We start from the raw sequence: 23,171 nt of genomic DNA, 5'->3' as shown, positions 1-23,171 counted from the left end.
TAAAGATATGAAAGTTGTAATACTTGCGGGTGGTTTGGGAACCCGGCTTATGGAAGAGACAGAAGCCCGTCCAAAACCAATGGTTGAAATTGGTGGTAAGCCAATTTTATGGCACATTATGAAGATTTACGAAGCGTATGGCTATAATGATTTCGTATTGTGCTTGGGATACAAAGCGCAAAGCATTAAAGAGTATTTTTTAAATTACTATCTCTATAATTCAGATGTATCTATTGATATTGAGAAGAATAAGGTAGATGTTCATTTTTCCAATTCTGAATCTTTTAAAGTTACTTTGGTAGATACCGGTTTAACTACTAATACAGCAGGCAGGATCAAAAAAATTCAAAAGTATGTAGATGGAGAGACTTTCATGCTCACTTATGGAGATGGAGTTGCTGACATAGATATTAACAAATTAGCTGAATTTCATAAAGGGCATGGCAAGTTGGCGACACTAACCAGCATTCAGACACCAGGCCGTTTCGGCAATATTGAAATGGATGAATATGGTGGTGTTAAACACTTCGTGGAAAAACCGCAAGGTGATGGGATGTGGATTAACGGCGGTTTTTTTGTTTTAGAACCGGGGATTTTCAAATATTTGGAAGGAGAAATGGATGAGATTCAATGGGAAAATGTACCCTTAAAAGAAATTGCAAATGATGGTCAATTAGCGGCTTTTAAACATTCTGGTTTTTGGAAACCAATGGATGCATTAAGAGATAGAATAGAATTGGAACAACTCTGGTCAACCGGCCAGGCAAAATGGAAAATCTGGTAGTATGAGTTTTCAGAATATATATCAAGGTAAAAAGGTGTTAGTCACCGGACATACAGGTTTCAAAGGTTCCTGGTTATCCATTTGGTTGAAAGAACTTGGTGCTGAAGTATATGGATACGCACTAGCTCCATACACGCCTTTAGATAATTTCGTTACTACAAATCTGGCAGATGTCATTCATCACCAGGAAGGAGATGTTCGCGATGGGGAAAAACTGAAAAAATATTTTCAGGAAGTGCAGCCAGACTTTGCATTTCATCTTGCTGCTCAGCCTTTAGTTTTATTATCTTATCAAGATCCTGTTGGTACTTTTGATACTAACCTAATGGGAACTGTCAACTTTTTTGAAGCGGTAAGGGCTACACCATCTGTTAGAGCTGCTGTAAATGTAACAACTGACAAATGTTACGATAATAGAGAGTGGGTATGGGGATATAGAGAAAATGACCCAATGGGGGGCAAAGATCCATACAGTGCATCAAAGGGGTGTTCCGAATTAATTACAAATTCCTATTTAGAGTCTTTTTTTAAGAATGAAGGGACCTGTAACATTGCCTCAGGACGAGCTGGTAATGTGATTGGAGGAGGAGATTGGGCAGCCGATCGTATAGTTCCAGACTATTTTAGAGCAGTTAAAGACAATCAAAAATTAGAAATTAGAAATCCTTATGCAACCAGGCCCTGGCAACATGTTTTAGAACCGCTAAGTGGTTACCTGATTCTGGGAGCAGAATTGTTTTCTAAAGGGAAAAGTTTTAGTGGTGGATGGAATTTCGGTCCTGAGGATACCTCTAACTATTCTGTAAAAGATTTAATTGATGAAACTTTATTAATTGAATCTAAAGGTGGATATATCATTCCTGAAGGAACTCCAAAATTGCATGAAGCCGTTTTATTAAAATTAGATATTTCAAAGGCTGCAAATTACTTGAAATGGAAGCCCGTATTAAATTTTAAAGAAACAGTGAAATTTACTGTTGATGGGTATCTTACTGATATTGCGGATGATGGAAACATTCTCGAATCGCGGTTGAATCAGATAAAAGAATACACGAAGAAAGCAGAAGAAAAGTTAATAAACTGGTCTATATAATGAAAATTGTTTCAACAGAATTTGAAAACTTATTTATAATGGACTATAGTTCTTATAAAGATAATAGAGGAGAGTTTGTAAAAACAATCCATAAACAAACTTTTGATGAGTTTGGGCTGGAATCAGTATTTACAGAAAGTTTTTATTCTGTTTCTGCCAAAGATGTAATTAGGGGAATGCACTATCAGAATCCTCCTGAAGATCATGTAAAACTTGTTTACGTATTAACAGGTGCTATTATAGATGTAGTTCTTGACATCAGAAAGGAATCTATAACATATGGAAAGTATTTCTTTGTCGAATTATCACAAAATAACAGAAATGGGATTTACATAGGCAAAGGGTTTGCTCATGGTTTTTTGGCACTTGAAGATGATACTACCGTTGAGTATCATACCACAACTTCACAGCATAAAGAATTTGAAGCGGGCATTAGATATGATTCCTTTGGTTTCGACTGGAAAGTCTCCAAACCAATCATGTCTGACAGAGATTTAGCATTTCAGAAATTTACAGAAACAATTAGTCTTTTTTAATATGAACATATTTGTTGTAGGAGCATCTGGTTTGGTTGGCTCACATTGTACGAAAGTATTTCAGAATAATAGTTGGCTAACATTAGGCACACACTTGAACTATCCGACATCGGAAACGGTATATTTCGATCCTTTAATTGATAATTTAAAAGATTTTTTTTCTGTTCATAATTTTGCCCCTGATGCAATTGTTCACTGTGCAGCCCTTACAAATGTTGATTTTTGTGAAAATAATGTTGAGACCAGTCATAAAGCGACAGTTCTTTCCACAGCTAAAATAGTTGAATTTTGCAAAGAGGCAGAAATACCTTTAACATATATATCTACTGATTATGTTTTTGATGGAAAACAAGGACCATATTCTGAAGATGCATCTGTAAATCCATTAAACGTATATGGCGCCCATAAACTAGAAGCGGAACGACTTGTTTCCTCACTGAAAAGAAACTTAATTCTTCGCATAACCAATGTTTATGGTGAAGAATTAAGATCTAAAAATTTCATAGCGCGATTAATGGAAGATTTGGTTCAACAACCAGAAAAGATGCTAAATCTACCTTACGATCAGTTTGCTACACCCATTTATGCAGGTGATATTGCGAACATGGTTTTTTTATTGCTAAGAGATCAAAAAAATGGTTTATACCATTTAGGTTCATCCGATTATTATAGCAGATATCATTTGGCGGTTAAGATTAGTTCCTATTTTGAAAAAAATAAGTCGGTAAAATTTAATCCTGTACAGACAATTAATGCGAATCAAGCGGCAGTTAGGCCATTAAATGGAGGTTTGCTAAACAACAAATTTCTTAACGAATACCCTAACTTCTCACTTACTAACGTAGACTCCTATATTTTAAAAAGTTTAAAAAATGAATTATAAAAATTTTAGCAGTGATTTGCAAGAGAAACTTGCTGTCATTGCAGCGAAAAATGCTAAGAGAGAGATTATCCCTGGAACAGACTATATTGCTGTAACTGGGAAGGTAATGGATGAGGACGACTTATTGTTAGGCGTTGATTCTATGCTTGACGGATGGTTAACTGCAGGAAGGTTCGCTACAGAATTTGAGGCGGAATTTGCAAAGTATTTTGGGGCTTCTAAAGCATTATTAGTTAATTCAGGCTCATCTGCTAATTTGGTAGCTTTCTATACTTTAACATCACCTAAATTGGGGGATAGAGCGATAAAGGCGGGTGATGAAGTTATTACTGTTGCTGCAGGTTTTCCGACTACAGTAAATCCTATTGTGCAAGCAGGAGCAATACCAGTTTTCATCGATGTTGACGTTGCTTCACATAACGTGAAGGCAGATATGATCGAAGCAGCTGTCTCGCCAAAGACTAAAGCCATCATGATTGCACACTCGTTAGGAAATCCTTTTGAATTAGATGAAGTGATGAGGGTGGCTAAAAAATATAACTTATGGGTAATTGAAGATGATTGTGATTCTTTAGGTGCAACTTATAAAGGTAAAAAAACAGGTACTTTTGGTGATTTATCTACTTTCTCTTTCTATCCTGCTCATCATATTACCATGGGTGAAGGTGGAGCAGTAGTTGTAAATAATCCTGAATTGGCTAAGATTGCGGAAAGCTTCAGAGATTGGGGTCGAGATTGCTATTGTTTACCTGGTAAAGATGATACTTGTGGCTGTCGCTTTGGCCAGCAGTTAGGCTCGTTACCTTTTGGTTATGATCATAAGTATACCTATTCCCACGTAGGCTTTAATTTAAAAGTAACAGATATGCAGGCGGCATTGGGTGTTTCCCAACTAAAAAAATTAGATGGGTTTATACAAAAAAGGCGTGAAAACTTTGCACTTCTATATACACGTATGAAAGAGTTTGAGGAAGTTTTCATTTTACCTGAAGCTACGCCAGATTCTGAACCATCCTGGTTTGGATTTTTACTAACGCTTAGAGAGGGTGATGCAAACGACAGGCACATGTTGGTTCAACACTTAGAAGAAAATAAAATTGGAACCAGGTTATTATTTGCTGGAAATTTACTTAGGCAACCTGCTTACGCAAATGTAGAACACCGTGTTGTTGGCGATTTAACCAATACAGATATCATCATGAATCAATCGTTTTGGTTAGGTGTTTGGCCAGGATTGGAAGCGACTCATTACGACTATATTGCAGATGTTATTCGGGATTATATTAATTCTTAATTTTGATAAATAACAACGTTATGCTTGAGGAAGTGACCTTTGCTATTCCTACTTATAATAGGAATGAATATCTTAAAAGATTATTACATTCAATTCCCGCATCGCTTAATGCAAATTTTGTGATTAGTGATAATGGAAATTATGTGCAAGAGGAAACTATTCAAATTCATAGAGATAAAACTGAAATCATTTCGTCCGAAGAAGTTATTGGAATGTATGATAATTGGAATAAAGTAATTGGCCTGGTTAAAACAGACTGGTTCTTTATTCCATCTGATGATGATTTGTACTATTCAGAAGAACTATACATTATATGTGATGCTTTAAGGAAGTATCCAAATGCTGATGTTATTATATTTGGTCATAATGTAATTGACGAAAATGATAATATTCTTTCAGAATGGCTGCCTGATAAGGAGGAACAATATCTCATGCCTAAGGGATTTTATCAATTTAAATACGGTGTAAATGCCAGGTTTCCATCTATTTTATTTCGTACAGAACACGTTAGGAAAATGGGAGGCATTGATACCAGTTACTCCTTTACTGCAGGCGATAGTCTGCTTGTTCAAAAATGTTTGATTAATGGAAATACAGTATTTATAGATAAGATCATTGGAGCGTATCGTACTTGGCCAAACAATTTCACCAATCAATTAATAGCATCAAAAGCATGGCTGGAGAAAATTGATAGGTGGCAAGATGAAATTGCTTTAGAGTTGAGTAAACATAACATAGATAATAATGATTTTGAATTAGTTAAGGACGAGGTTTATGCACAAAATCTGTTAAATGGAATTCATGTAATGAAAAGAAATAATGAGAATTTGTTTTCAGTTGTCAAATTTGTTCTTTCGAATAGACTTCCATGGAATGCGACTATTCGAACAAAGTTCCATATATTAAAGTCAATAGCTTTAAAATGAAAAAGAACCTAGTCAAATCTATAGCAGGCTCTACTTCTTTTAAGCTTATATCTGCTTTAATTTCTTTTATAACAGTGCCTCTATTATTACATGCATTAGGAAAAGAAAGCTATGCAGTTTGGGTAACATCAACGGCCTTAATTGCTTGGTTAAATCTTTTTGATTTTGGATCTGGATATAGTTTGAAAAATAAGGTGACAGAAAGCATGGCCATTAATGATTATCGAGAATTGAATACTTTAATAGCTGGAACTATCCAATTTTATTTTTTAATGTCGATAGCTATACTACTGATTTTTTGTGGAGCATTATACTCTGTTGAGATTTTTAAAAGTAATCAAATATTGGCTCTAATATTATATTTGCCAATTATATTTTCTTTTCCCTTCACATTAGGTCACTTTATTATTCAAGGGCGAAAAAAATTTAATGTGTTTAACTTTCTGTTATTAGCTCAGTCTGGAGGATGGTTCTTTTTTGTTCTGGCGTATCGATTTAATGTTATAAGCCTAGATATATACACGTTAGCAGCTATTTATAGTTCTCTGTTTTTACTAACTAACTTAGCCATTTTTATTTATTCTTTGAAAGGTCTAAGCTTCGATATAAAACAGATCGTAAACTTCAAAAATTTATCAGCTTCTAAAGATTCATTAAAAGTTGGATACAGATTTTTTTTACTTCAAATCTCATCTTTATTTTTATTTTCTTTAGGTAATATACTTACATATAATAATTTAACATTGTCAGATGTAGCTGAGTATGATACAATAAATAAAATATATTTAATGGGCATGACCTTATTTAACGTAGTTATTTCAGTGTATTGGTCTGAAATATCTCATGCCAAGGCGGTTAAAGACAAATTATTATTGAGCAAACTATTTAGGCAACTTTTAATAATAGCATTGCTATTTTCGATAGGTGCTGTAATTTTCACTTTTTTTGTGCCCATGTTAGTTAGCATATGGACAAAAAAAATAATTATAGTTAAATTTGCCCAACTTTATCCTTTCGTAATTTTAGTTTGTATACAAGCATTTGCTTATTCTGGAGGGGTTATCTTAAACGCATTTGAACGGCTAAAAGAACAGATTATTCTTGCCGTTATCTCTGGCGTACTAATTATACCATTAGCCAATTTCCTTTTTGCGTCTCATTTTAGTATTGGATCGGTGCCTTTAGCCAGTTCTATTTTACTTCTTCCAACTGCAATAATCATTATTTTTAAAGCAAGAAATGTTATAAAAGATTTATCATGATAGGCACAATTATAAAAAAATTCAGGCAGTACCGCTCAAAGAAGAAATTAGCCACAGTGTTTTCTTTTATTCAAAATGGAAATTCTTTTTTTTTAGAACAATTCAATCTTGATGTATTTTTTCCTTTGAAAGATAAAAAATATCTTATAATTGGAGACAATAGTATGCTAGATTGCCAAATCACTTTCGAGTCAACTGAAGGTAAGGTTATAGTGGGTAACAGATCCTTCGTTGGTAATAGTCATTTGATTTCAAGAAATAAAATAGAAATTGGAAATGATGTTTTTATAGCTTGGGGAGGATATATTTATGATCATGATTCACATTCCTTAGATTATAGGGAAAGACAAAATGATATTACTGATCAATTACTTGATTATAAGGCGGGTAGGAGCTTTATTACAAATAAGAACTGGAGCGTAGTTAATTCGAAGCCAATTATAATATGTGATCATGTTTGGATTGGTATGAACTGTTTAATACTTAAGGGTGTGACAATTGGTGAGGGTGCAATAGTTGGAGCAGGGAGTGTCGTTACAAAGGATGTCGAACCTTGGACAATAGTAGGGGGTAATCCCGCAAAAAAAATTAAAGATATACCACTAGAATTGAGAAAAAAATGAAAATATTAATTATTGGTGCTAAAGGATTCATCGGATCTCATCTTGTTAAGTATTTTTCAATTTCCCATGAAGTTTGGGGTGCTGATGTATACGATAAATCTGAAAAAAATTACATCAAACTTGATATGCAAAATACGAATTTTGAAATCATTTTTGAACAAATGGAGTTTGATGTATGTATCAATGCTAGCGGTAATGGAAGCGTGCCGATATCATTAAATAAACCCGTTTTTGATTACGAACTAAATGTTACTAATACTATAAAAATATTAGATGCGATAAGAGTGCACAATCCATCATGCAAATTTATCAATATGTCTTCAGCTGCAGTTTATGGAAATCCAATAACTCTACCTATCGTGGAAACAATGGAGCTTAAACCGTTATCGCCATATGGATGGCACAAACTTTATGCTGAGCAACTTTGTAAGGAATATTATTATTTATATAATATTAAAACAATCAATTTGAGGTTGTTTTCTGTATATGGAGAAAATTTGAGAAAACAATTATTTTGGGATACCTATCAGAAAACCCTTAGATCACAGCATATAGAGCTTTTTGGCACAGGTGATGAAACTAGGGATTTTATTTATGTTAAAGATTTATTAGATGCAATAGATTGCATAATAAATAGAGGTCTTTTTAATGGCGAGGCTGTGAATATTGCTTCTGGCGAAGAGACCACCATAAAAGATGCAACTCAAAAGTTTTGTGAATTTATTGATCCAGCTATAAAAATTTCTTTCAATAAGATTGTCAAACCAGGTGATCCCTTAAATTGGCTTGCAGATATAAATATGTTGAAGAGTTTTGGCTTTCAACCAAGAGTTAAAATTGAAGTTGGATTAGAAAACACAGTAGAATGGCTGAAAGAAAACAAATAACATTAATTTATCAATATAACGATAATTGGATTGGGGGCACCTATTATATTCTAAATATTATAAGGTCATTAAAATTTCTAGAAAGTGAATTACAACCCGAATTAACGATTATATATGACTTGAAGAGTGGATATGAGGCTATTTATGCTTTAAAATATCCTTTTATCACTTATTTAGGGCAAGATTTGCAATTTAGTCTGGCAGAGAAAGTTGTCAACAAAATTGCAAGAACGCTATTGAAGAAGCCACTAATTAAAAAAAGAATCTTTCTAAAACAGATAAATAATTTATATCCAGTATCAGATAGTATAGAAACTAAGAACGTATCTAATTTTTTTTATTGGATACCAGACTTTCAAGAACATTATCTTCCTCATTTCTTTTCTAAATCAGAAATTAATACCAGGTACAATACTCAAATATGGATGAAAAATAATGAGGTTCCAATAATTTTTAGTAGTTGGAATGCTAAAGAAGATTATAATAAATTTTATAAAGGCAATAAGAATCGAAAGGAAATATTAAATTTTGTTAGTATAATAGATAGTAGATACGAGCAAATTGATATATCAGGTTTATTAGAAAAGTATCAAATAACTGATCCATATTTTATGGTTCCAAACCAATTTTGGAAACATAAAAACCATGAGGTAGTTTTAAAAGCGACCAAAATTTTAAAAGAAAAAGGATATTGTTTTAAGGTTGTTTTCACTGGTAAAGAGTATGATCATAGGAATCCTTTATATGTAGATTCAATAAAGGCGTTTGTTCGAGAAAATAATTTGGAAGGACATATAAAGTTTTTGGGATTTATTGATCGGGATGAACAGTTACAATTAATGAAAAATTCTAAGTCTATTATCCAACCGTCACTTTTTGAAGGATGGAGTACTGTTGTAGAAGATACTAAGGCTCTCAATCATTTTATTATATTATCTGATATTCCTTTACACAGAGAACAAATGTTATCTAATCGTAAATTCTTTGATCCATATAGTCCAGCAAGCTTGGCAGAAACAATGATAGAAGTATTATCGGGAGTTGAAATTGTTTCAGAAGACTATAATTTAAAAATTAAAGAATTTTCCACCAGATTTTTATCCTTATTTAATTAAAAATATGGCATGTATTTCTATAATTACAGTGACTTTTAACGCTGATGAATCCTTAGAAAAGACTATCTTAAGTGTCATTTCTCAATCTTATAAAGATTTTGAGTTTATTATTGTTGATGGTAAATCTTCAGATGGTACTATGAATATAATTTCAAAGTATAGCAAGAGTATAACACAAATTATATCTGAAGAAGATAAAGGCATTTATGACGCAATGAATAAGGGTATAGCAGTTGCGAAAGGACGTTATTTATATTTTTTAGGGGCTGACGATATTTTAGCTAATACTGATGTTTTAAAAAATGTTTCCAACTATTTGAATTCTGACAACCTAGATCTCTTAGTTGGCAATATATCTTATGACACTGGAAAGATTTTTCAATCAAGCTTCAATTTTAAAACCTTATTAAATAATACTATACATCATCAAGGAGCATTTTACAATAAAAATTTATATGATAATTTTTCATATGATATAAACTTAAGGCTTATTGCTGATTATGAGTTAAATTTGTTTATTTATTTAAATAAAAAAAGATTTAGATATAAATTTATTAAAGATGATATCAGTATTTGTTCAGATGGAGGGGCAAGTCGGAAAATGCTAAATCTCGCCTTTAATGAGACAAATACGGTTAGAGAAAAACTTTTAGGTAAAAAGCCTATATTAAGGTGGTTATATTTTATAAAATTTAAAATAAGTTATGCTATTTGATATAACAAACTATAATCAATACGTACTTTTTTTTTCCTTAATATTTTTTTTAGGAGGAGGGGTCTATCTGTTTAGATCTAATTATGTTTCTATTATTGATCCTATAACTATGCACCTAATCTGGATGGCGGGCCATCTAGCATTTTTATGTGGATACATGTTTAAGAATGGAGTTAGTATGCTACCAGCTTTCTTTTTTTTAAATATGTTACTTTACACTTTTGTATACAAATTCTTTCTAAAGCGAAATACTATAAAGCTTTTTTCTCGAAAGAAAGCTGATGATTTGTTTAAAAAGATAAATAGAATTAAAATCATATTTATAGTATTATTAATATTAAATATAATTTCTAAAATTAATTTTTTCAAATTTATTCTCTCAAATCCTGATGTTTCTTCTTGGTTTATGTATCGCTTTACAGATATGCAAGGAAGAGATCCTCTTTTTAGAATACTTGCAACATCCTCAATAATTTTTCTATTATTTTATACTTTTTTGCTTTTTGCAGTGATGAAAAGGTGGAGATACTTTGTTGTAATTGCTTATGGCTCTATAATTGCGCTAGAAGTAGTTGCTGGGGGAAGATCTATTCTCATTGGTGTTATATTTAGTTTAGGCTTAGGTATTTTTTATTTCTCAGATTATTTTAAAATTACAGAAATTAAAAAGTTTACAAATAGAAGCTTATTTTTTGTTATGTTAGCAGTTTTAGCTGCCATTTTAGTAACCTCCTTTTATAGCTCCGATTATAGCGTAAAAGATGGATTTTCAATAGTTACCAATAGATTTTTAGCTGCTGGTGATGGACTTGAATACTACATGAACTATGATGGTCTGCATAAAATTAAGTCTGGCCTTGGAGAATATATTTATTCAATTTTTGGGATTTATATAAAAAGATTTACTGGTGAAGAGTATAAAAATGTAGGGTTGCAATTATCTGAGCTAGTTTTGGGCGAATTGGAATTTACTCAAGGTTCTAATTACACATTTTTGCTTCAAACAATGGTTTTAGGATATCAATTTTTTTTTATATATGTTCCTATAATTGCTTATTTATCGGCAAAACTGAGGACGGTTAAATTCAAATCAATATCTTTTTTACCTCTTTCATTTTTTCTTTCATCGACATCCTACGTTTTATCAGAGGATATAGAATATTGGGTTTTGTTAATGATTTCTGGTTTGTTAGTCTTTTATTTTGTTATCTATCCTATTAACAAATTCACATTTAAATAAAATGGATATAAAATCTGAAAGAATGATTTCAGTTTGTTTAGCTACATATAACGGTAGTCATTTTATAAAAAGACAACTTGAAAGTGTTCTTCCACAGTTGTCTTCAGAAGATGAAATAATTATCTCTGATGATTCCTCTGTTGATGATACGATAGATATTATAAAGACGTTTAACGATAATAGAATAAAAATATTTACAGGGAATAATTTTAGGAATCCGGCATTAAATTTTGGTTTTGCAATGGAGCAAGCAAAGGGTGATATTGTATTTTTATGTGATCAAGACGATATATGGTTTGATACAAAAATTAAAGATCACTTAGAAGTGCATGAGAAATATGATTTGGTAATATCCGATGCGATAGTAGTGGATCCAGAACTGCAAATAATATATCCGTCTTTTTTTAGTGCTAGGAATTCAAAGTCAGGTATTTTACATAATTTATTAAAGAATAGGTATATAGGTTGTTGCATGTCTTTCAATCGGAAGACTCTGGGGCATGCTTTACCTTTTCCTGATGGATTGCACATGCATGATTGGTGGATAGGTCTTGTTGCTGAATTAAAAGGAGAAGTGTATTTTTTAAATAAACCTTTAATGTATTATATAAGGCATAGCAATAATGCTTCCGGCACCTTAACCGTAACTTTGCCACTTAAAGATCAAATTAAAAATCGAATGCATTTGATTTACAATTTAATAAAATTGAAATAATGACTAATAATACTTTAAAGATTGCTATTCTTATCCCTACGCTTAATGCTGGAAAGGTATGGACTACAATCCTTGAATCTATAAGTTTACAATCAGTAAAAGTAGACCGTAAAATAATAATAGATTCTGGCTCATTGGATGAAACTGTCCCATTAGCTGAAAAGAACGGTTTTCAAGTTCTAACAATAGATAAAGTTGATTTTGATCATGGTTATGCAAGGCAATTACTTGCGGAGGCTGCAAGTGATTGTGATATTCTAATTTACCTGACTCAGGATTGCATTTTAAAAGATTCTACTTCGTTTGCTTACCTTGTTAATGCTTTCAAGGATGAAAAGGTAGGTCTTGCTTATGGCAGACAGTTACCTCATATTGGTGCAAAGACTTTAGAGACCCATGCCAGGCTATTTAACTATACCGACGTTTCCCGAGTAAAGACAATAGAAGATAAGAATGAACTGGGAATTAAAACAGCTTCGTGTTCAAATTCTTATGCTGCTTATCGGAAAACTGCCTTACAAGATGTTGGAGGCTTTCCAAGTCATACGATCTTTGCAGAAGATGTAATAGTAGGTGGCCAGTTGCTGATTAAAGACTGGAAGATTGCCTATGTTGCAGAGTCGCAGGTATATCATTCTCATGATTATACTACAAAAGAAGAATTTAAGCGATATTTTGATATTGGTGTATTTCATTCAACTAATAAGTGGTTACTGGAGGAGTTTGGTACAGCAGGAGGTGAAGGTCTTAAATATCTAAAATCGGAATTAAAATACGTATTAAAAAATAATCCGTTGGTATTGCCAAAAATGATGCTTTCTATTGGGGCAAAATTTTTAGGATATAAGCTTGGCATGATGCATAAAAAGCTATCGCCAAAACAGAGAAAGGATTTCTCGATGCATAAAAGATATTGGGATAAAGTAAAATAGAAAAAATGAATCACATCATATTTGGAGGCTCCGGATTTATCGGAACGCATTTAAAACGCTATATTAATGAAACCTTAGCTTTGCCTGATCAAGTTTATAGTTATGACATCAGGAAAAAAGTTAGTGATGGTTTTACTGAACTTGACATTAGAAAAGCCATTTCCGTAAATATACCTGATGCAGCTAACAGCATTATTTACAACCTTGCGGCTGTTCATACCACACCAGGTCATCCGGATCATGAATATTTTGAAGCCAATATTTATGGTGCGCAAAATGTTTGCGATTTTGCCAGGAAAAATAATATTGAAACGATTGTTTTTACCAGCTCTATTGCCCCTTACGGTGCATCAGAAGAATATAAAACTGAAGATACTTTGCCTATGCCCAATACCCCTTATGGGATATCTAAGTTAACGGCGGAATATATTCACAAATTGTGGCAGGCAGAAAATCCTGCTAAAAGAAAACTGATTATTGTTCGTCCAGGTGTGGTATTTGGTAAACAGGAAGGTGGAAATTTCACCAGGTTGTACGAATCTATGAAGAAGGGATTCTTTTTTTATCCTGGTAGAAAAGACACGATTAAAGCCTCCGTATATGTGAAGGATGTCGTTCGGATTCTATTCGAAACGGCGCAAAAGGAATTACCAGGCGTAGTTACTTTTAACCTGACCTATTTTCCGGCACCCACAATTGAAAGAATCTGTGAAACGATGGCAGAAGCTACTGGCGTAAAAGCGCCAAAGGTTTTGGTACCGGGATGGGCATTAAAGTCAGCTGCCAGAAGTGCTTATACCGGTGGAAGATTATTAGGCAAGAAAATAGCGGGTATCCATCCGGATCGGGTGAAAAAACTCATGATTTCTACGAATATTTCGGGAGAAAAGTTAAGTCAGTCACCCTATCATCTCCAGTTTACCTTAAAAGAGGCGTTATTGGATTGGTTTGAGGATTGCGGAAGAAATGGGTTATATTAAATCAGCATAGATGAAAAATACAAATAATACTTTTGTGCTCATTATGGCTGGCGGGGTAGGTTCCCGCTTTTGGCCAAAGAGCCGTAATCATTTCCCAAAGCAATTCATCGATATTTTAGGTACAGGAGAGTCGTTGTTACAGTTGACTTATCAGCGCTTTTTAAAGATTTGTCCGAATGAAAACATCCTGATCTTGACTAATGCTGTTTATGCAGACCTGGTGAAGGAACAGCTACCCGCAGTATTAATTGACAATGTTTTATTAGAACCGAGCCGCAACAATACAGCGCCCTGTATTGCTTATGCCACTTATAAAATTCTTCAAAAGAACCCAGATGCGAATATTGTAGTCGCACCATCGGATCATTTGATTTTGAAAGAGGATGTTTTTATAGAGAAGATCAATCAGGCATTGGATTTTACTGCAGAAAATGATGCTTTGCTTACGTTAGGAATTAGTCCGACCAGGCCAGATACAGGTTATGGGTATATTGAATATGAGGTATCAAGTAGCGAGTATCAAGTATCAAGTAGCGAGTATCAAGTATCGAGTAGTGAGTATCAAGAATCAAGTAATGGAATTCACAAGGTAAATGCTTTTAAGGAAAAACCAGTATTGGAAAAAGCACAGGAATACCTGAATAGCGGAAATTACCTTTGGAATGCAGGGATTTTCATTTGGAAAGCGGAAAACCTACAGAAAGCATTTGAAAAATATGAAGTAGAAATTGATACCTTATTCAAATTAGGGAATGAATTTTACAATACCCCTGCAGAAGCGCAGTTTATTTTAGAGAAATACCCTACTAGTCCGGATATTTCCATTGACTATGCCATTTTAGAGAAAGCAGATAATATTTATACTATCCCGGCCGATATTGGTTGGTCTGATTTAGGAACATGGGCTTCTTTACATGCCATTGCTCAACAGGACAAACATCAAAATGTATGCAATTCGGAACATATTCATTTGCATGATACGCATGACTGCATGATCAACTTACCTAAAGGAAAAGCAGCAGTAATCAGGGGGCTGGAAAACTTTATAGTGGTGGATGATGAACAGGTGTTATTGATTTATCCCAAATCAGAAGAACAGGAAATTAAAGGGGTATCAAAAGAAATGGTTTCAAAATTCGGAAATCAATATTCATAATGCGATAATAGAAGAGTGCCCATCTGATAAATGGGCTCTTTTCTACCATCCATATATGTAGCTCGACTAAATGATTAACCAATCATACTTTTCATTTTGTTTAAGCTAAAAAGTGTAACTTTGCTGTGATCTTAAAATATTGATGAATAGGTTTATTGAGTTAAACTTCACATTGAATTTATTGGGGCATTATTATTGCTATGGGTAAAACATTTGTAGCACTTTATTGTTAACGCACAAATTTTTATGCAAACACGGTACCTTTACATCCTGAAATTCATCTTACCAGTCACTGACTTATTAATGGTGCTGGCCGTTTACTTCTTCTCTTATCAGTTTACGAGTTATTTAGGCAAAAGCGTTGATTCTGAGCTACAGTGGCATTATGTGGTGGTGTGTAGCTTGCTTTGGATTGTTTCTACTACGTCTTTTGGCCTTTACACTGAATATGGATCGAGGCGCATTGAACGAATTTATAGAGGAACCTGGCGAAGTGTATTCTTACACGCCATTTTGTTTTCAGTTTATTTATTCTTTTCTAAGCAGAATGATTTTTCCAGGTCTTTTTTAGTCGTATTTTATGGCACCCTTGGGATTCTTTTTTTAGTTAATCGTTTTATCGGTACTTCTTTTCAGTTTTTGTTGTTTAACCATTTAAGGGGCGTAAAATCTGTTGCCATTATGGGAAACAATGCCACAGGTGAGCAGCTGGCAAGTTATTTTGAGAAACAAAAATATATTGAATTTCATGGATTTATTCCAGATGTTCCTGATCACTACCTGGAGCGAGATGGTCAGTTAAGTAGTGCTGTTGGCAAGCAATTTGAATTGGCTGTAGAAAAAGGAATTAAGGATATTTATGTCACCATAGCGCCAGAACGCATGAGCGATATGCTGATTCTGACCCAGGAAGCTGAACGTCAGTGTGTACGGTTGAAGTTTATACCGGATATCAGTGGCGCATTATTATCTCCTTATACAGTAAGTTATTTAGGAAATGAATTTCCTGTGATTTCACTTCGTTCAGAGCCTTTAGAGAAAATCCATAACCGTTTCAAGAAAAGACTGATTGATGTTATTTTTAGTGGACTGGTGATTTTATTTGTGTTGAGCTGGTTATATCCTATTATAGCACTTTTGATTAAGTGGCAAAGTAAAGGACCTGTATTGTTTAAACAACTAAGAAGCGGCCGGGATGATGAACCGTTTTATTGTTTTAAATTTCGAAGTATGCGGATGAATGCAGATAGCGATAAAAGACAGGCCAGTAAAGATGATGACCGGATTACGCCAATTGGTAAGTTTTTAAGGAAATCCAGTCTGGATGAGTTACCACAATTCTTTAATGTATTTATGGGGCATATGAGTGTAGTAGGGCCACGTCCACACATGTTAAGCCACACCGAACAGTACAAAGGTATTGTAGATCAGTTTATGGTGCGCCATTTTTTAAAACCGGGGATTACGGGCTGGGCGCAGGTAAATGGATATCGTGGAGAAACGAAAGAAGATTATAAAATGGTGAAGCGCGTGGAACATGATATCTGGTACCTGGAAAATTGGACCGCTGCGCTAGATGTTAAAATCATTTTTATGACGGCAATTAATATGGTTAAAGGCGAGGAAAATGCTTTTTAACTTAGGTTAGATCACCGTAAGTCTTAATTAAAGATAAGATCTTCCAAAAAAGCTCGGTCTATTACAGATCGAGCTTTTTTGATTAAACTGTTTTGGTGTATTGATTGAACAAACAGGTTTCTGTTCAACAATTTTATCCTGCCATGGTATTCGTCGTCCGCTTTACGGCCACCTTTCTTACTGCAGTTGCGATGGCATCTTTATCATAACCACATTCTGCCCATAATTCAGGCTGTTCGCCATGATCAATAAACTGATCGGGAATGCCCAGGCGAATTACATTTGAATTATAGTGATGATCTGCCATAAATTCTAGAATTGCGGAACCGACACCGCCTGGCAATGATCCATCTTCTACGGTGATGATGTATTTATATTTAGAGAAAACCTCATGCAGCATTTGTTCATCTAGTGGTTTTACAAAACGTAAATCATAATGAGCCGGGTAAATGCCTTCGCTATTTAAATCCGACCGTGCTTCAACGGCAAAATTACCTACGTGACCAATGGTAAGCAAAGCCACTTCTTCCCCATCACATATTTTACGGCCCTTACCAATTTCTAAAGCTTTAAATGGGCGTTTCCAATCGGGCATCACTCCATTACCACGTGGGTAACGGATCACGAATGGACCCATATTTTCTTGCTGGGCAGTGAACATCAGGTTTCTCAATTCTTCTTCATTCATGGGTGAAGAAATCACCAGATTTGGGATACAACGCATATATGCGATATCATAAGCACCATGATGTGTGGCACCATCTGCTCCGGCTAAACCTGCCCGATCCAGGCAAAACACAACATTCAGTTTTTGAATGGCCACATCATGGATCACCTGGTCATATGCCCTTTGCATAAAGCTGGAATAAATATTACAGAAGGGAACTAATCCCTGAGTAGCTAAACCTGCAGAAAAGGTAACAGCATGCTGTTCTGCGATGCCCACATCAAAAGCACGTTTGGGCATGGCCTTCATCATAATATTTAACGAAGAACCTGATGGCATAGCAGGTGTAATCCCTACAATTTTTTCATTCGCCCCAGCCAATTCTACCATGGTATGGCCAAAAACATCCTGATATTTTGGTGGCTGCGGTTTATCTTGAACACTTTTCTTAATTTCTCCGGTGATCTTATCAAACAGACCTGGTGCATGCCAAATGGTTTGGTCTTTTTCTGCCAGTGCAAAACCCTTACCTTTAACCGTAATACAATGTAATAGCTTAGGACCTGGAATGGCCGATAAGTCTTTTATGACTTGTGCTAAACGCGTCACATCATGTCCATCAACAGGACCAAAATACCTGAAGTTTAAAGCTTCAAATAAATTACTCTGCTTCAGGAGTGTTCCTTTGATGCTTTTCTCGATTTTCTTTACATATTTATGTGCATTAGGGCCAAGCTTGGATAAGCCGGCGAGCACATTGGAAATATCATCACGAAAACGGTTATAAGATTTTGATATGGTAATGCTGGTTAAATATTCTTTCAGCGCACCAACGTTGGGATCAATCGACATGCAATTGTCGTTTAGAATCACCAGTACATTGCTGTTTTCAATCCCGGCATGGTTTAAACCTTCAAAGGCTAAACCGGCTGTCATGGCACCATCACCAATTACGGCAACATGTTGTCTGTTGGTCTCGCCTTTTAGCTGCGAAGCCACGGCCATGCCTAAAGCGGCAGAAATAGACGTAGAGGAGTGGCCAACACCAAAAGTATCGTACTCACTTTCTGAAATCTTTGGAAAGCCGCTTATGCCTTTATAAATTCTATTGGTATGAAACAATTCACGGCGGCCAGTCAGGATTTTATGGCCATATGCCTGGTGTCCAACATCCCAAACCAGTTTGTCATAAGGGGTATTCAAGGCATAATGCAAAGCAACTGTTAATTCAACAACACCTAAGCTGGAGCCAAAGTGACCACCATTTACGCTTACCACGTCAATAATATACTGACGTAATTCCTGGCTTATTTGTTCTAAGTCAGACTCACCATACTGCTTTAAATCAGCAGGATAGTTAATTTTAGATAATAGGGGGCCAGCTTTAACTTGCATTCAATTTTTTTAGTAGAAACAAGATACAAAGTAAGGTATTTTTGTTTTAATATTCATGTAAAAAAACAATCAATGCGCTGAAAGCCAGATTGGCTTATTTTTTAAAACTCAAATGCCTTGCTAAAGCTTTAATATAAAATTCATTATGTTTGTTTTTATAAATGCAATCAGAGATTTTTGAGATAAAACTTCCGGTATTCGAAGGACCATTTGATCTTTTGTTATTTTTCATCGAAAGGGATGAATTAAATATTCAGGATGTGGAGATTGCAAAAATTACGAATGACTTTTTAGCTTATATCCATCAGCTCCTGGCGGTAAATGTAGAGGTTGCCAGTGAATTCATTCTGGTTGCAGCCACGCTTATGCGTATCAAATCCAGGATGTTATTGCCAAGGATGGAATTGGATGAGTCTGGTCAGGAAATTAATCCCGAAGAAGATCTGATTGCACGATTAATTGCCTACAAACAATTTAAGTCTGCCGCTGAAGAAATGAAGGTTTTGGAAGATGCCAGGCTGAAACAAGAACGCAGGGGAAACATTGAATACGATCTCAGTCTTGCTGCGGAAGCTTCCACCCATCAGGATGAACTTTTATCACTTGATCTTTATAAGCTGCTTACAGTTTATCATCGCCTAATGCAAAAGTATGAACTGCGCAGCGAAGAGGTTAAGCATACGGTAGTGCAATATCCTTATACTATTGAAGAGCAGAAGTATGTTATGGCGAACTTATTAAACATTAATAAACAAATTGATTTTGCCCTGGTATTGAAGCATTCTGAAAACAAAGTTCATTTTGTTTATAATTTTCTGGCTATTTTGGAGATGCTACAGCAACAGCTAGTGGAAATTACTATTGGTAGTGGTTTTAATAATTTTAGCATCAGGTAGGGTTGGGGGTTTTGAGTATCGAGTATCAAGTATCAAGTATCGAGCAGTGAGTATCAAGTATCAAGATTGGATGCTGAGTACAGCGACTTTTTCAGATTGCCACATTTTATTTATCGCTTCAGGGTGGAGCATTTATAAGTTAAAAAAATAAGCTTCGTTGCAAGGCAAGACTTCGTGTTTAAACTTTCTTCTTTTCTTTATATTTCTAACCACAAATAAGTTTTATTGCAACACTCTTACCTTTTTAGGATTAAACATTTATCCTTTAATTCACTCATATTCATCTGTATGTTAAGGATTAATTTTCTTACTTTTGCCAAAAAAACACAAACCTATACAGGATGATACGTGATACCAAAATCTTTGAACTTATTGATAAGGAATTAAACCGCCAGGAACATGGTTTAGAACTTATTGCATCAGAAAACTTTGTCAGCAAGCAAGTAATGGAAGCCGCTGGTTCGGTGCTAACCAACAAATATGCTGAAGGTTTACCGGGAAAACGCTATTATGGCGGTTGCCAGGTGGTTGATGTGGTGGAGCAAATTGCTATCGATAGAGCAAAGGAATTATTTGGTGCTGCATGGGTTAATGTTCAGCCACATTCTGGTGCGCAGGCAAATGCAGCCGTAATGCTTGCTGTTTTGCAGGCTGGCGATAAAATTTTAGGTTTCGATCTATCGCATGGTGGACACTTAACACATGGTTCGCCAGTGAATTTTTCTGGTAAACTTTATCAACCCTTATTCTATGGTGTAGAAAAGGAAACTGGATTGATCGACTATAAAAAATTAGAAGAAGTTGCTTTAGCTGAAAAACCAAAGTTGATTATTTGTGGTGCTTCTGCTTATTCTCGTGAGTGGGATTATGCTTTTATTCGGTCGGTTGCCGATAAAATTGGTGCTTTGGTTTTAGCCGATATTTCTCACCCTGCCGGCTTAATCGCTAAGGGCTTATTGGCTAACCCTCTTCCGCATTGTCATATTGTAACCACTACCACCCATAAAACTTTACGTGGTCCTCGTGGTGGAATGATTATGATGGGTAAGGATTTCGAAAACCCATGGGGATTAAAAACACCAAAAGGCGAAACCCGCATGATGAGCAACTTATTAGATATGGCTGTTTTTCCAGGCACGCAGGGTGGGCCGTTAGAGCATATCATTGCGGCTAAGGCCATTGCATTTGGTGAAGCCTTATCAGATGAGTATGGTGTTTACATCAAACAGGTTGCTGCCAATGCACAGGCCATGGCCAAAGCTTTTGTGGCAAAAGGCTATGGTATTATTTCTGGCGGTACAGATAACCACTTAATGTTAATCGACTTAAGAAATAAAAATATAACTGGTAAAGTTGCTGAAAACGCATTAGAGAAAGCAGAAATCACAGTAAACAAAAATATGGTTCCTTTCGATGATAAATCTCCGTTTGTAACTTCAGGGATTCGTGTAGGTACTGCAGCGATTACTACCCGAGGCTTAAAGGAAACTGAAATGGAAAAAATTGTAGATTTAATTGATCAGGTATTAACAAACCCTGAAGATGAAGCGAATCTAAATGCCGTGAAAGCTGAAGTTATTAATTTAGTAAGCGCATTTCCACTTTATAAATAATATAGAAACTTTAAGCGTTGAAAATATAGAGCTTTACATTTACTTGTAAGGCTCTTTTTATTTAAACGAAAAGAATTCTTTAATCCTGAAAATCTTCTCTAAAAAGTAAAGGGCCGATACCCCAAAAGAAGTATCGACCCTTACCATCTAAATTAACGCTCTCGGTATAATAACCTATATATAGCCCGATTGTTTTTAAAAAGTGAAAAAATATTATCAGACTGATTTTATCCTTATTCAGAGGTACTAATTAATTGATTATCTAAATCTCTGGATTTTTCACTAAGAATTTCAGATTGATATCACTGACGCCGGGTATGGAAGATTATGGGTAAACTAAATATATTCCATTATTCTGCAAAAGCTACAGCGGCGATACTGACTTTTAATGCACCATATGCCAACAGCGCATTTGTACATGACTCTAAAGTCGCTCCAGTAGTGACGACATCATCTACCAATAAAATATGTTTGCCAGCTATCTGATTAGTTTCCGGTACTTTGAAAACAGCCTTCATGTTTTCATATCTGCTGAATCTATTTTTCTTTGTCTGACTTTCTGTTGAAACAGTACGGATTAAAATTTCTTCTTTAAAAGGAATGTTTATGGTTTGCGCAATACCTTCGGCAATGAAACTGCTTTGATTATAACCTCTTGATCGTAACTTATAATGATGGAGTGGAACAGGCACAATAAAATCGATATCCGAATATTGCGAACTTAACTTTAATCTCTCACCAATCATACTACCTAGCAGTAGGCCAACATCAGTTTTTCCATTATACTTTAAGCTATGTATAAGCCGTTGTGCTGTTGCTCCTTTTCTAAAATAAAGTAGCGCCATCGCTGCATTTAAAGGAACCCTTCCCCATAATTGTTTCATGACTTTATTTTCCTGATACAAATGATAATCTGTAAATGGAAGATCAAAAAGGCATTTGGTACAAATTAGCTTCTCACCTTGGAATAAGCTTGCTCCGCATGCATTACATAAATTCGGGAACAGCAGGCCTAATAAGTCACTTCCCCAACGTGATATTCTTAGCATATCACTAATTTACCTATTTATAGCAATAAGTTGTATGGTCTTTATATTATTGTATGATTAGGCTAGTATTTTCTATTGTATATGGCGTTTCTGGGTTATACAGTTTCTATATGCTATATATTATATTAATAAATTTCATGGATACTTCATTTTCTTTAAGCCTACATGTTCTCTATGCCTATATGGTCCAAAACCAATTTACCCAAATCCAGCCTTGGTAACAACCCTCGAAAACACCCATTGTTACGAAATGTTTTATTTATTTCGATTTTTTCGTGATGATTGACAGGGGTTTATGATTTTAGGGGATAAAAGAGTGTTGATCGGTTTGCAGGGGTATTAATTTTTGCTACCTTTGCATCCCGCTTCGGAGGAAACGGATGTATTGAAAAGGGGGTTAATGATGGTGAGAGGGGATAAAAAGGGTGAAATTTATTTCAAATAAAATTTGCTCGAATGGAAAAGATCATTACCTTTGCATCCCGGTTCGGAAAGAACGGGGAGCTGGTTTTAAAGGCTGGCAAATTGAAAGGTTAGAGAGGAAAGAGGGACAGAAAAAATAAAATTATTTTATTTGGAAGTTCAGAAAAGATTTCTACCTTTGCACTCCCAACCGAAAGGGAAGGAAAAAAGAATCAAGTGGCGGATGTCATGGCGATTAGAAAACAAGATTGAAACGAACGAAAAACAAGCTAAGACGAATACGACTTAAGCGAACTGAAGTTTGAAGATATATAAAGACGGGCCGCGAGGCAACAACAGTCGATAAGTT

General features: G+C 34.9%; 21 protein-coding genes. 19 read left to right on the top strand and 2 right to left on the bottom strand.

Going from position 1 to position 23,171, the window contains the following annotated elements; all coding sequences use genetic code 11:
- Window positions 1-7: 7 nt before the first annotated feature.
- From rfbF to EV200_RS07365, 17 genes are all read left to right on the top strand, one after another.
- Window positions 8-784, top strand: coding sequence for a glucose-1-phosphate cytidylyltransferase (gene rfbF / locus EV200_RS07445; protein WP_132530742.1), 777 nt, complete (start codon window positions 8-10; stop codon window positions 782-784).
- A gap of 1 nt (window position 785) precedes the next feature.
- Window positions 786-1,877 (top strand): CDP-glucose 4,6-dehydratase, encoded by a 1,092-nt coding sequence (gene rfbG, locus EV200_RS07440; RefSeq protein WP_132530740.1) that lies wholly within the window; start codon window positions 786-788, stop codon window positions 1,875-1,877.
- Entirely contained in the window at window positions 1,877-2,413 is a 537-nt protein-coding gene (locus EV200_RS07435; protein ID WP_132530738.1) for a dTDP-4-dehydrorhamnose 3,5-epimerase family protein, read from the top strand. The genes rfbG and EV200_RS07435 overlap by 1 nt, the downstream gene beginning before the upstream one ends.
- Window position 2,414: 1 nt before the next feature.
- Window positions 2,415-3,296: an SDR family oxidoreductase gene (locus EV200_RS07430; RefSeq protein WP_132530736.1), complete on the top strand. Its 882-nt coding sequence runs from the start codon at window positions 2,415-2,417 to the stop codon at window positions 3,294-3,296.
- On the top strand, window positions 3,286-4,590 hold the full coding sequence (rfbH, locus tag EV200_RS07425; RefSeq protein ID WP_132530734.1) for a lipopolysaccharide biosynthesis protein RfbH: 1,305 nt from the start codon (window positions 3,286-3,288) through the stop codon (window positions 4,588-4,590). The genes EV200_RS07430 and rfbH overlap by 11 nt, the downstream gene beginning before the upstream one ends.
- A gap of 20 nt (window positions 4,591-4,610) precedes the next feature.
- Complete coding sequence (locus tag EV200_RS07420; RefSeq protein ID WP_132530732.1) at window positions 4,611-5,516, top strand: glycosyltransferase; 906 nt, start codon at window positions 4,611-4,613, stop codon at window positions 5,514-5,516.
- The gene (locus EV200_RS07415; RefSeq protein WP_132530730.1) at window positions 5,513-6,778 is read left to right on the top strand and encodes a lipopolysaccharide biosynthesis protein; all 1,266 of its coding nucleotides are present in this window, start codon (window positions 5,513-5,515) and stop codon (window positions 6,776-6,778) included. The genes EV200_RS07420 and EV200_RS07415 overlap by 4 nt, the downstream gene beginning before the upstream one ends.
- Window positions 6,775-7,401: an acyltransferase gene (locus EV200_RS22155; RefSeq protein ID WP_132530728.1), complete on the top strand. Its 627-nt coding sequence runs from the start codon at window positions 6,775-6,777 to the stop codon at window positions 7,399-7,401. Before EV200_RS07415 ends, EV200_RS22155 begins: the two co-directional genes overlap by 4 nt.
- Window positions 7,398-8,288, top strand: coding sequence for an NAD-dependent epimerase/dehydratase family protein (locus EV200_RS07405; RefSeq protein WP_132530726.1), 891 nt, complete (start codon window positions 7,398-7,400; stop codon window positions 8,286-8,288). The genes EV200_RS22155 and EV200_RS07405 overlap by 4 nt, the downstream gene beginning before the upstream one ends.
- Window positions 8,267-9,403 carry a glycosyltransferase gene (locus EV200_RS07400; protein ID WP_132530724.1) on the top strand — a complete coding sequence of 379 codons (1,137 nt, stop codon included), beginning with the start codon at window positions 8,267-8,269 and terminating at the stop codon, window positions 9,401-9,403. The genes EV200_RS07405 and EV200_RS07400 overlap by 22 nt, the downstream gene beginning before the upstream one ends.
- A gap of 4 nt (window positions 9,404-9,407) precedes the next feature.
- Window positions 9,408-10,118, top strand: a complete 711-nt coding sequence (locus EV200_RS07395) for a glycosyltransferase family 2 protein (protein WP_132530722.1) — start codon at window positions 9,408-9,410, stop codon at window positions 10,116-10,118.
- Entirely contained in the window at window positions 10,108-11,358 is a 1,251-nt protein-coding gene (locus tag EV200_RS07390; RefSeq protein WP_165877888.1) for an O-antigen polymerase, read from the top strand. Before EV200_RS07395 ends, EV200_RS07390 begins: the two co-directional genes overlap by 11 nt.
- A 1-nt stretch (window position 11,359) precedes the next feature.
- A complete protein-coding gene (locus EV200_RS07385) occupies window positions 11,360-12,073 on the top strand; it encodes a glycosyltransferase family 2 protein (RefSeq protein WP_208864526.1) in 714 nt (237 codons plus the stop codon).
- Complete coding sequence (locus tag EV200_RS07380; RefSeq protein WP_132530718.1) at window positions 12,073-13,005, top strand: glycosyltransferase; 933 nt, start codon at window positions 12,073-12,075, stop codon at window positions 13,003-13,005. The genes EV200_RS07385 and EV200_RS07380 overlap by 1 nt, the downstream gene beginning before the upstream one ends.
- A gap of 5 nt (window positions 13,006-13,010) precedes the next feature.
- Window positions 13,011-13,985, top strand: a complete 975-nt coding sequence (locus EV200_RS07375) for an NAD-dependent epimerase/dehydratase family protein (RefSeq protein WP_132530716.1) — start codon at window positions 13,011-13,013, stop codon at window positions 13,983-13,985.
- Window positions 13,986-13,995: 10 nt separating this feature from the next.
- Window positions 13,996-15,141: a mannose-1-phosphate guanylyltransferase gene (locus tag EV200_RS07370; protein WP_229676800.1), complete on the top strand. Its 1,146-nt coding sequence runs from the start codon at window positions 13,996-13,998 to the stop codon at window positions 15,139-15,141.
- A 246-nt stretch (window positions 15,142-15,387) separates the two neighbouring features.
- Complete coding sequence (locus tag EV200_RS07365) at window positions 15,388-16,779, top strand: undecaprenyl-phosphate glucose phosphotransferase (RefSeq protein WP_132530714.1); 1,392 nt, start codon at window positions 15,388-15,390, stop codon at window positions 16,777-16,779.
- 133 nt (window positions 16,780-16,912) lie between these two features.
- On the opposite strand, the gene dxs is transcribed toward EV200_RS07365, so the two are convergent.
- A complete protein-coding gene (gene dxs, locus EV200_RS07360) occupies window positions 16,913-18,841 on the bottom strand; it encodes a 1-deoxy-D-xylulose-5-phosphate synthase (RefSeq protein WP_132530712.1) in 1,929 nt (642 codons plus the stop codon).
- Between the two features lie 161 nt (window positions 18,842-19,002).
- Here dxs and EV200_RS07355 point away from each other — a divergent pair, with 161 nt between their 5' ends.
- Both EV200_RS07355 and glyA read left to right on the top strand, forming a co-directional pair.
- Entirely contained in the window at window positions 19,003-19,737 is a 735-nt protein-coding gene (locus EV200_RS07355; RefSeq protein ID WP_132530710.1) for a segregation and condensation protein A, read from the top strand.
- 341 nt (window positions 19,738-20,078) lie between these two features.
- Window positions 20,079-21,350: a serine hydroxymethyltransferase gene (gene glyA / locus EV200_RS07350; protein WP_132530708.1), complete on the top strand. Its 1,272-nt coding sequence runs from the start codon at window positions 20,079-20,081 to the stop codon at window positions 21,348-21,350.
- 350 nt (window positions 21,351-21,700) lie between these two features.
- Here glyA and EV200_RS07345 read toward each other — a convergent pair whose 3' ends face one another.
- Window positions 21,701-22,399, bottom strand: a complete 699-nt coding sequence (locus EV200_RS07345; protein ID WP_132530706.1) for a ComF family protein — start codon at window positions 22,397-22,399, stop codon at window positions 21,701-21,703.
- Window positions 22,400-23,171 lie beyond the last annotated feature (772 nt).

Source organism: Pedobacter psychrotolerans (assembly GCF_004340665.1).
Lineage (GTDB): Bacteria > Bacteroidota > Bacteroidia > Sphingobacteriales > Sphingobacteriaceae > Pedobacter > Pedobacter psychrotolerans.
This window is presented reverse-complemented; position numbering and strand designations above follow the sequence as displayed.

Coding starts and splice junctions, on each gene's coding strand:
- rfbF (WP_132530742.1), top strand. CDS start 8: ATGAAAGTTGTAATACTTGCGGGTGGTTTGGGAACCCGGCTTATGGAA.
- rfbG (WP_132530740.1), top strand. CDS start 786: ATGAGTTTTCAGAATATATATCAAGGTAAAAAGGTGTTAGTCACCGGA.
- EV200_RS07435 (WP_132530738.1), top strand. CDS start 1,877: ATGAAAATTGTTTCAACAGAATTTGAAAACTTATTTATAATGGACTAT.
- EV200_RS07430 (WP_132530736.1), top strand. CDS start 2,415: ATGAACATATTTGTTGTAGGAGCATCTGGTTTGGTTGGCTCACATTGT.
- rfbH (WP_132530734.1), top strand. CDS start 3,286: ATGAATTATAAAAATTTTAGCAGTGATTTGCAAGAGAAACTTGCTGTC.
- EV200_RS07420 (WP_132530732.1), top strand. CDS start 4,611: ATGCTTGAGGAAGTGACCTTTGCTATTCCTACTTATAATAGGAATGAA.
- EV200_RS07415 (WP_132530730.1), top strand. CDS start 5,513: ATGAAAAAGAACCTAGTCAAATCTATAGCAGGCTCTACTTCTTTTAAG.
- EV200_RS22155 (WP_132530728.1), top strand. CDS start 6,775: ATGATAGGCACAATTATAAAAAAATTCAGGCAGTACCGCTCAAAGAAG.
- EV200_RS07405 (WP_132530726.1), top strand. CDS start 7,398: ATGAAAATATTAATTATTGGTGCTAAAGGATTCATCGGATCTCATCTT.
- EV200_RS07400 (WP_132530724.1), top strand. CDS start 8,267: ATGGCTGAAAGAAAACAAATAACATTAATTTATCAATATAACGATAAT.
- EV200_RS07395 (WP_132530722.1), top strand. CDS start 9,408: ATGGCATGTATTTCTATAATTACAGTGACTTTTAACGCTGATGAATCC.
- EV200_RS07390 (WP_165877888.1), top strand. CDS start 10,108: ATGCTATTTGATATAACAAACTATAATCAATACGTACTTTTTTTTTCC.
- EV200_RS07385 (WP_208864526.1), top strand. CDS start 11,360: ATGGATATAAAATCTGAAAGAATGATTTCAGTTTGTTTAGCTACATAT.
- EV200_RS07380 (WP_132530718.1), top strand. CDS start 12,073: ATGACTAATAATACTTTAAAGATTGCTATTCTTATCCCTACGCTTAAT.
- EV200_RS07375 (WP_132530716.1), top strand. CDS start 13,011: ATGAATCACATCATATTTGGAGGCTCCGGATTTATCGGAACGCATTTA.
- EV200_RS07370 (WP_229676800.1), top strand. CDS start 13,996: ATGAAAAATACAAATAATACTTTTGTGCTCATTATGGCTGGCGGGGTA.
- EV200_RS07365 (WP_132530714.1), top strand. CDS start 15,388: ATGCAAACACGGTACCTTTACATCCTGAAATTCATCTTACCAGTCACT.
- dxs (WP_132530712.1), bottom strand. CDS start 18,841: ATGCAAGTTAAAGCTGGCCCCCTATTATCTAAAATTAACTATCCTGCT.
- EV200_RS07355 (WP_132530710.1), top strand. CDS start 19,003: ATGCAATCAGAGATTTTTGAGATAAAACTTCCGGTATTCGAAGGACCA.
- glyA (WP_132530708.1), top strand. CDS start 20,079: ATGATACGTGATACCAAAATCTTTGAACTTATTGATAAGGAATTAAAC.
- EV200_RS07345 (WP_132530706.1), bottom strand. CDS start 22,399: ATGCTAAGAATATCACGTTGGGGAAGTGACTTATTAGGCCTGCTGTTC.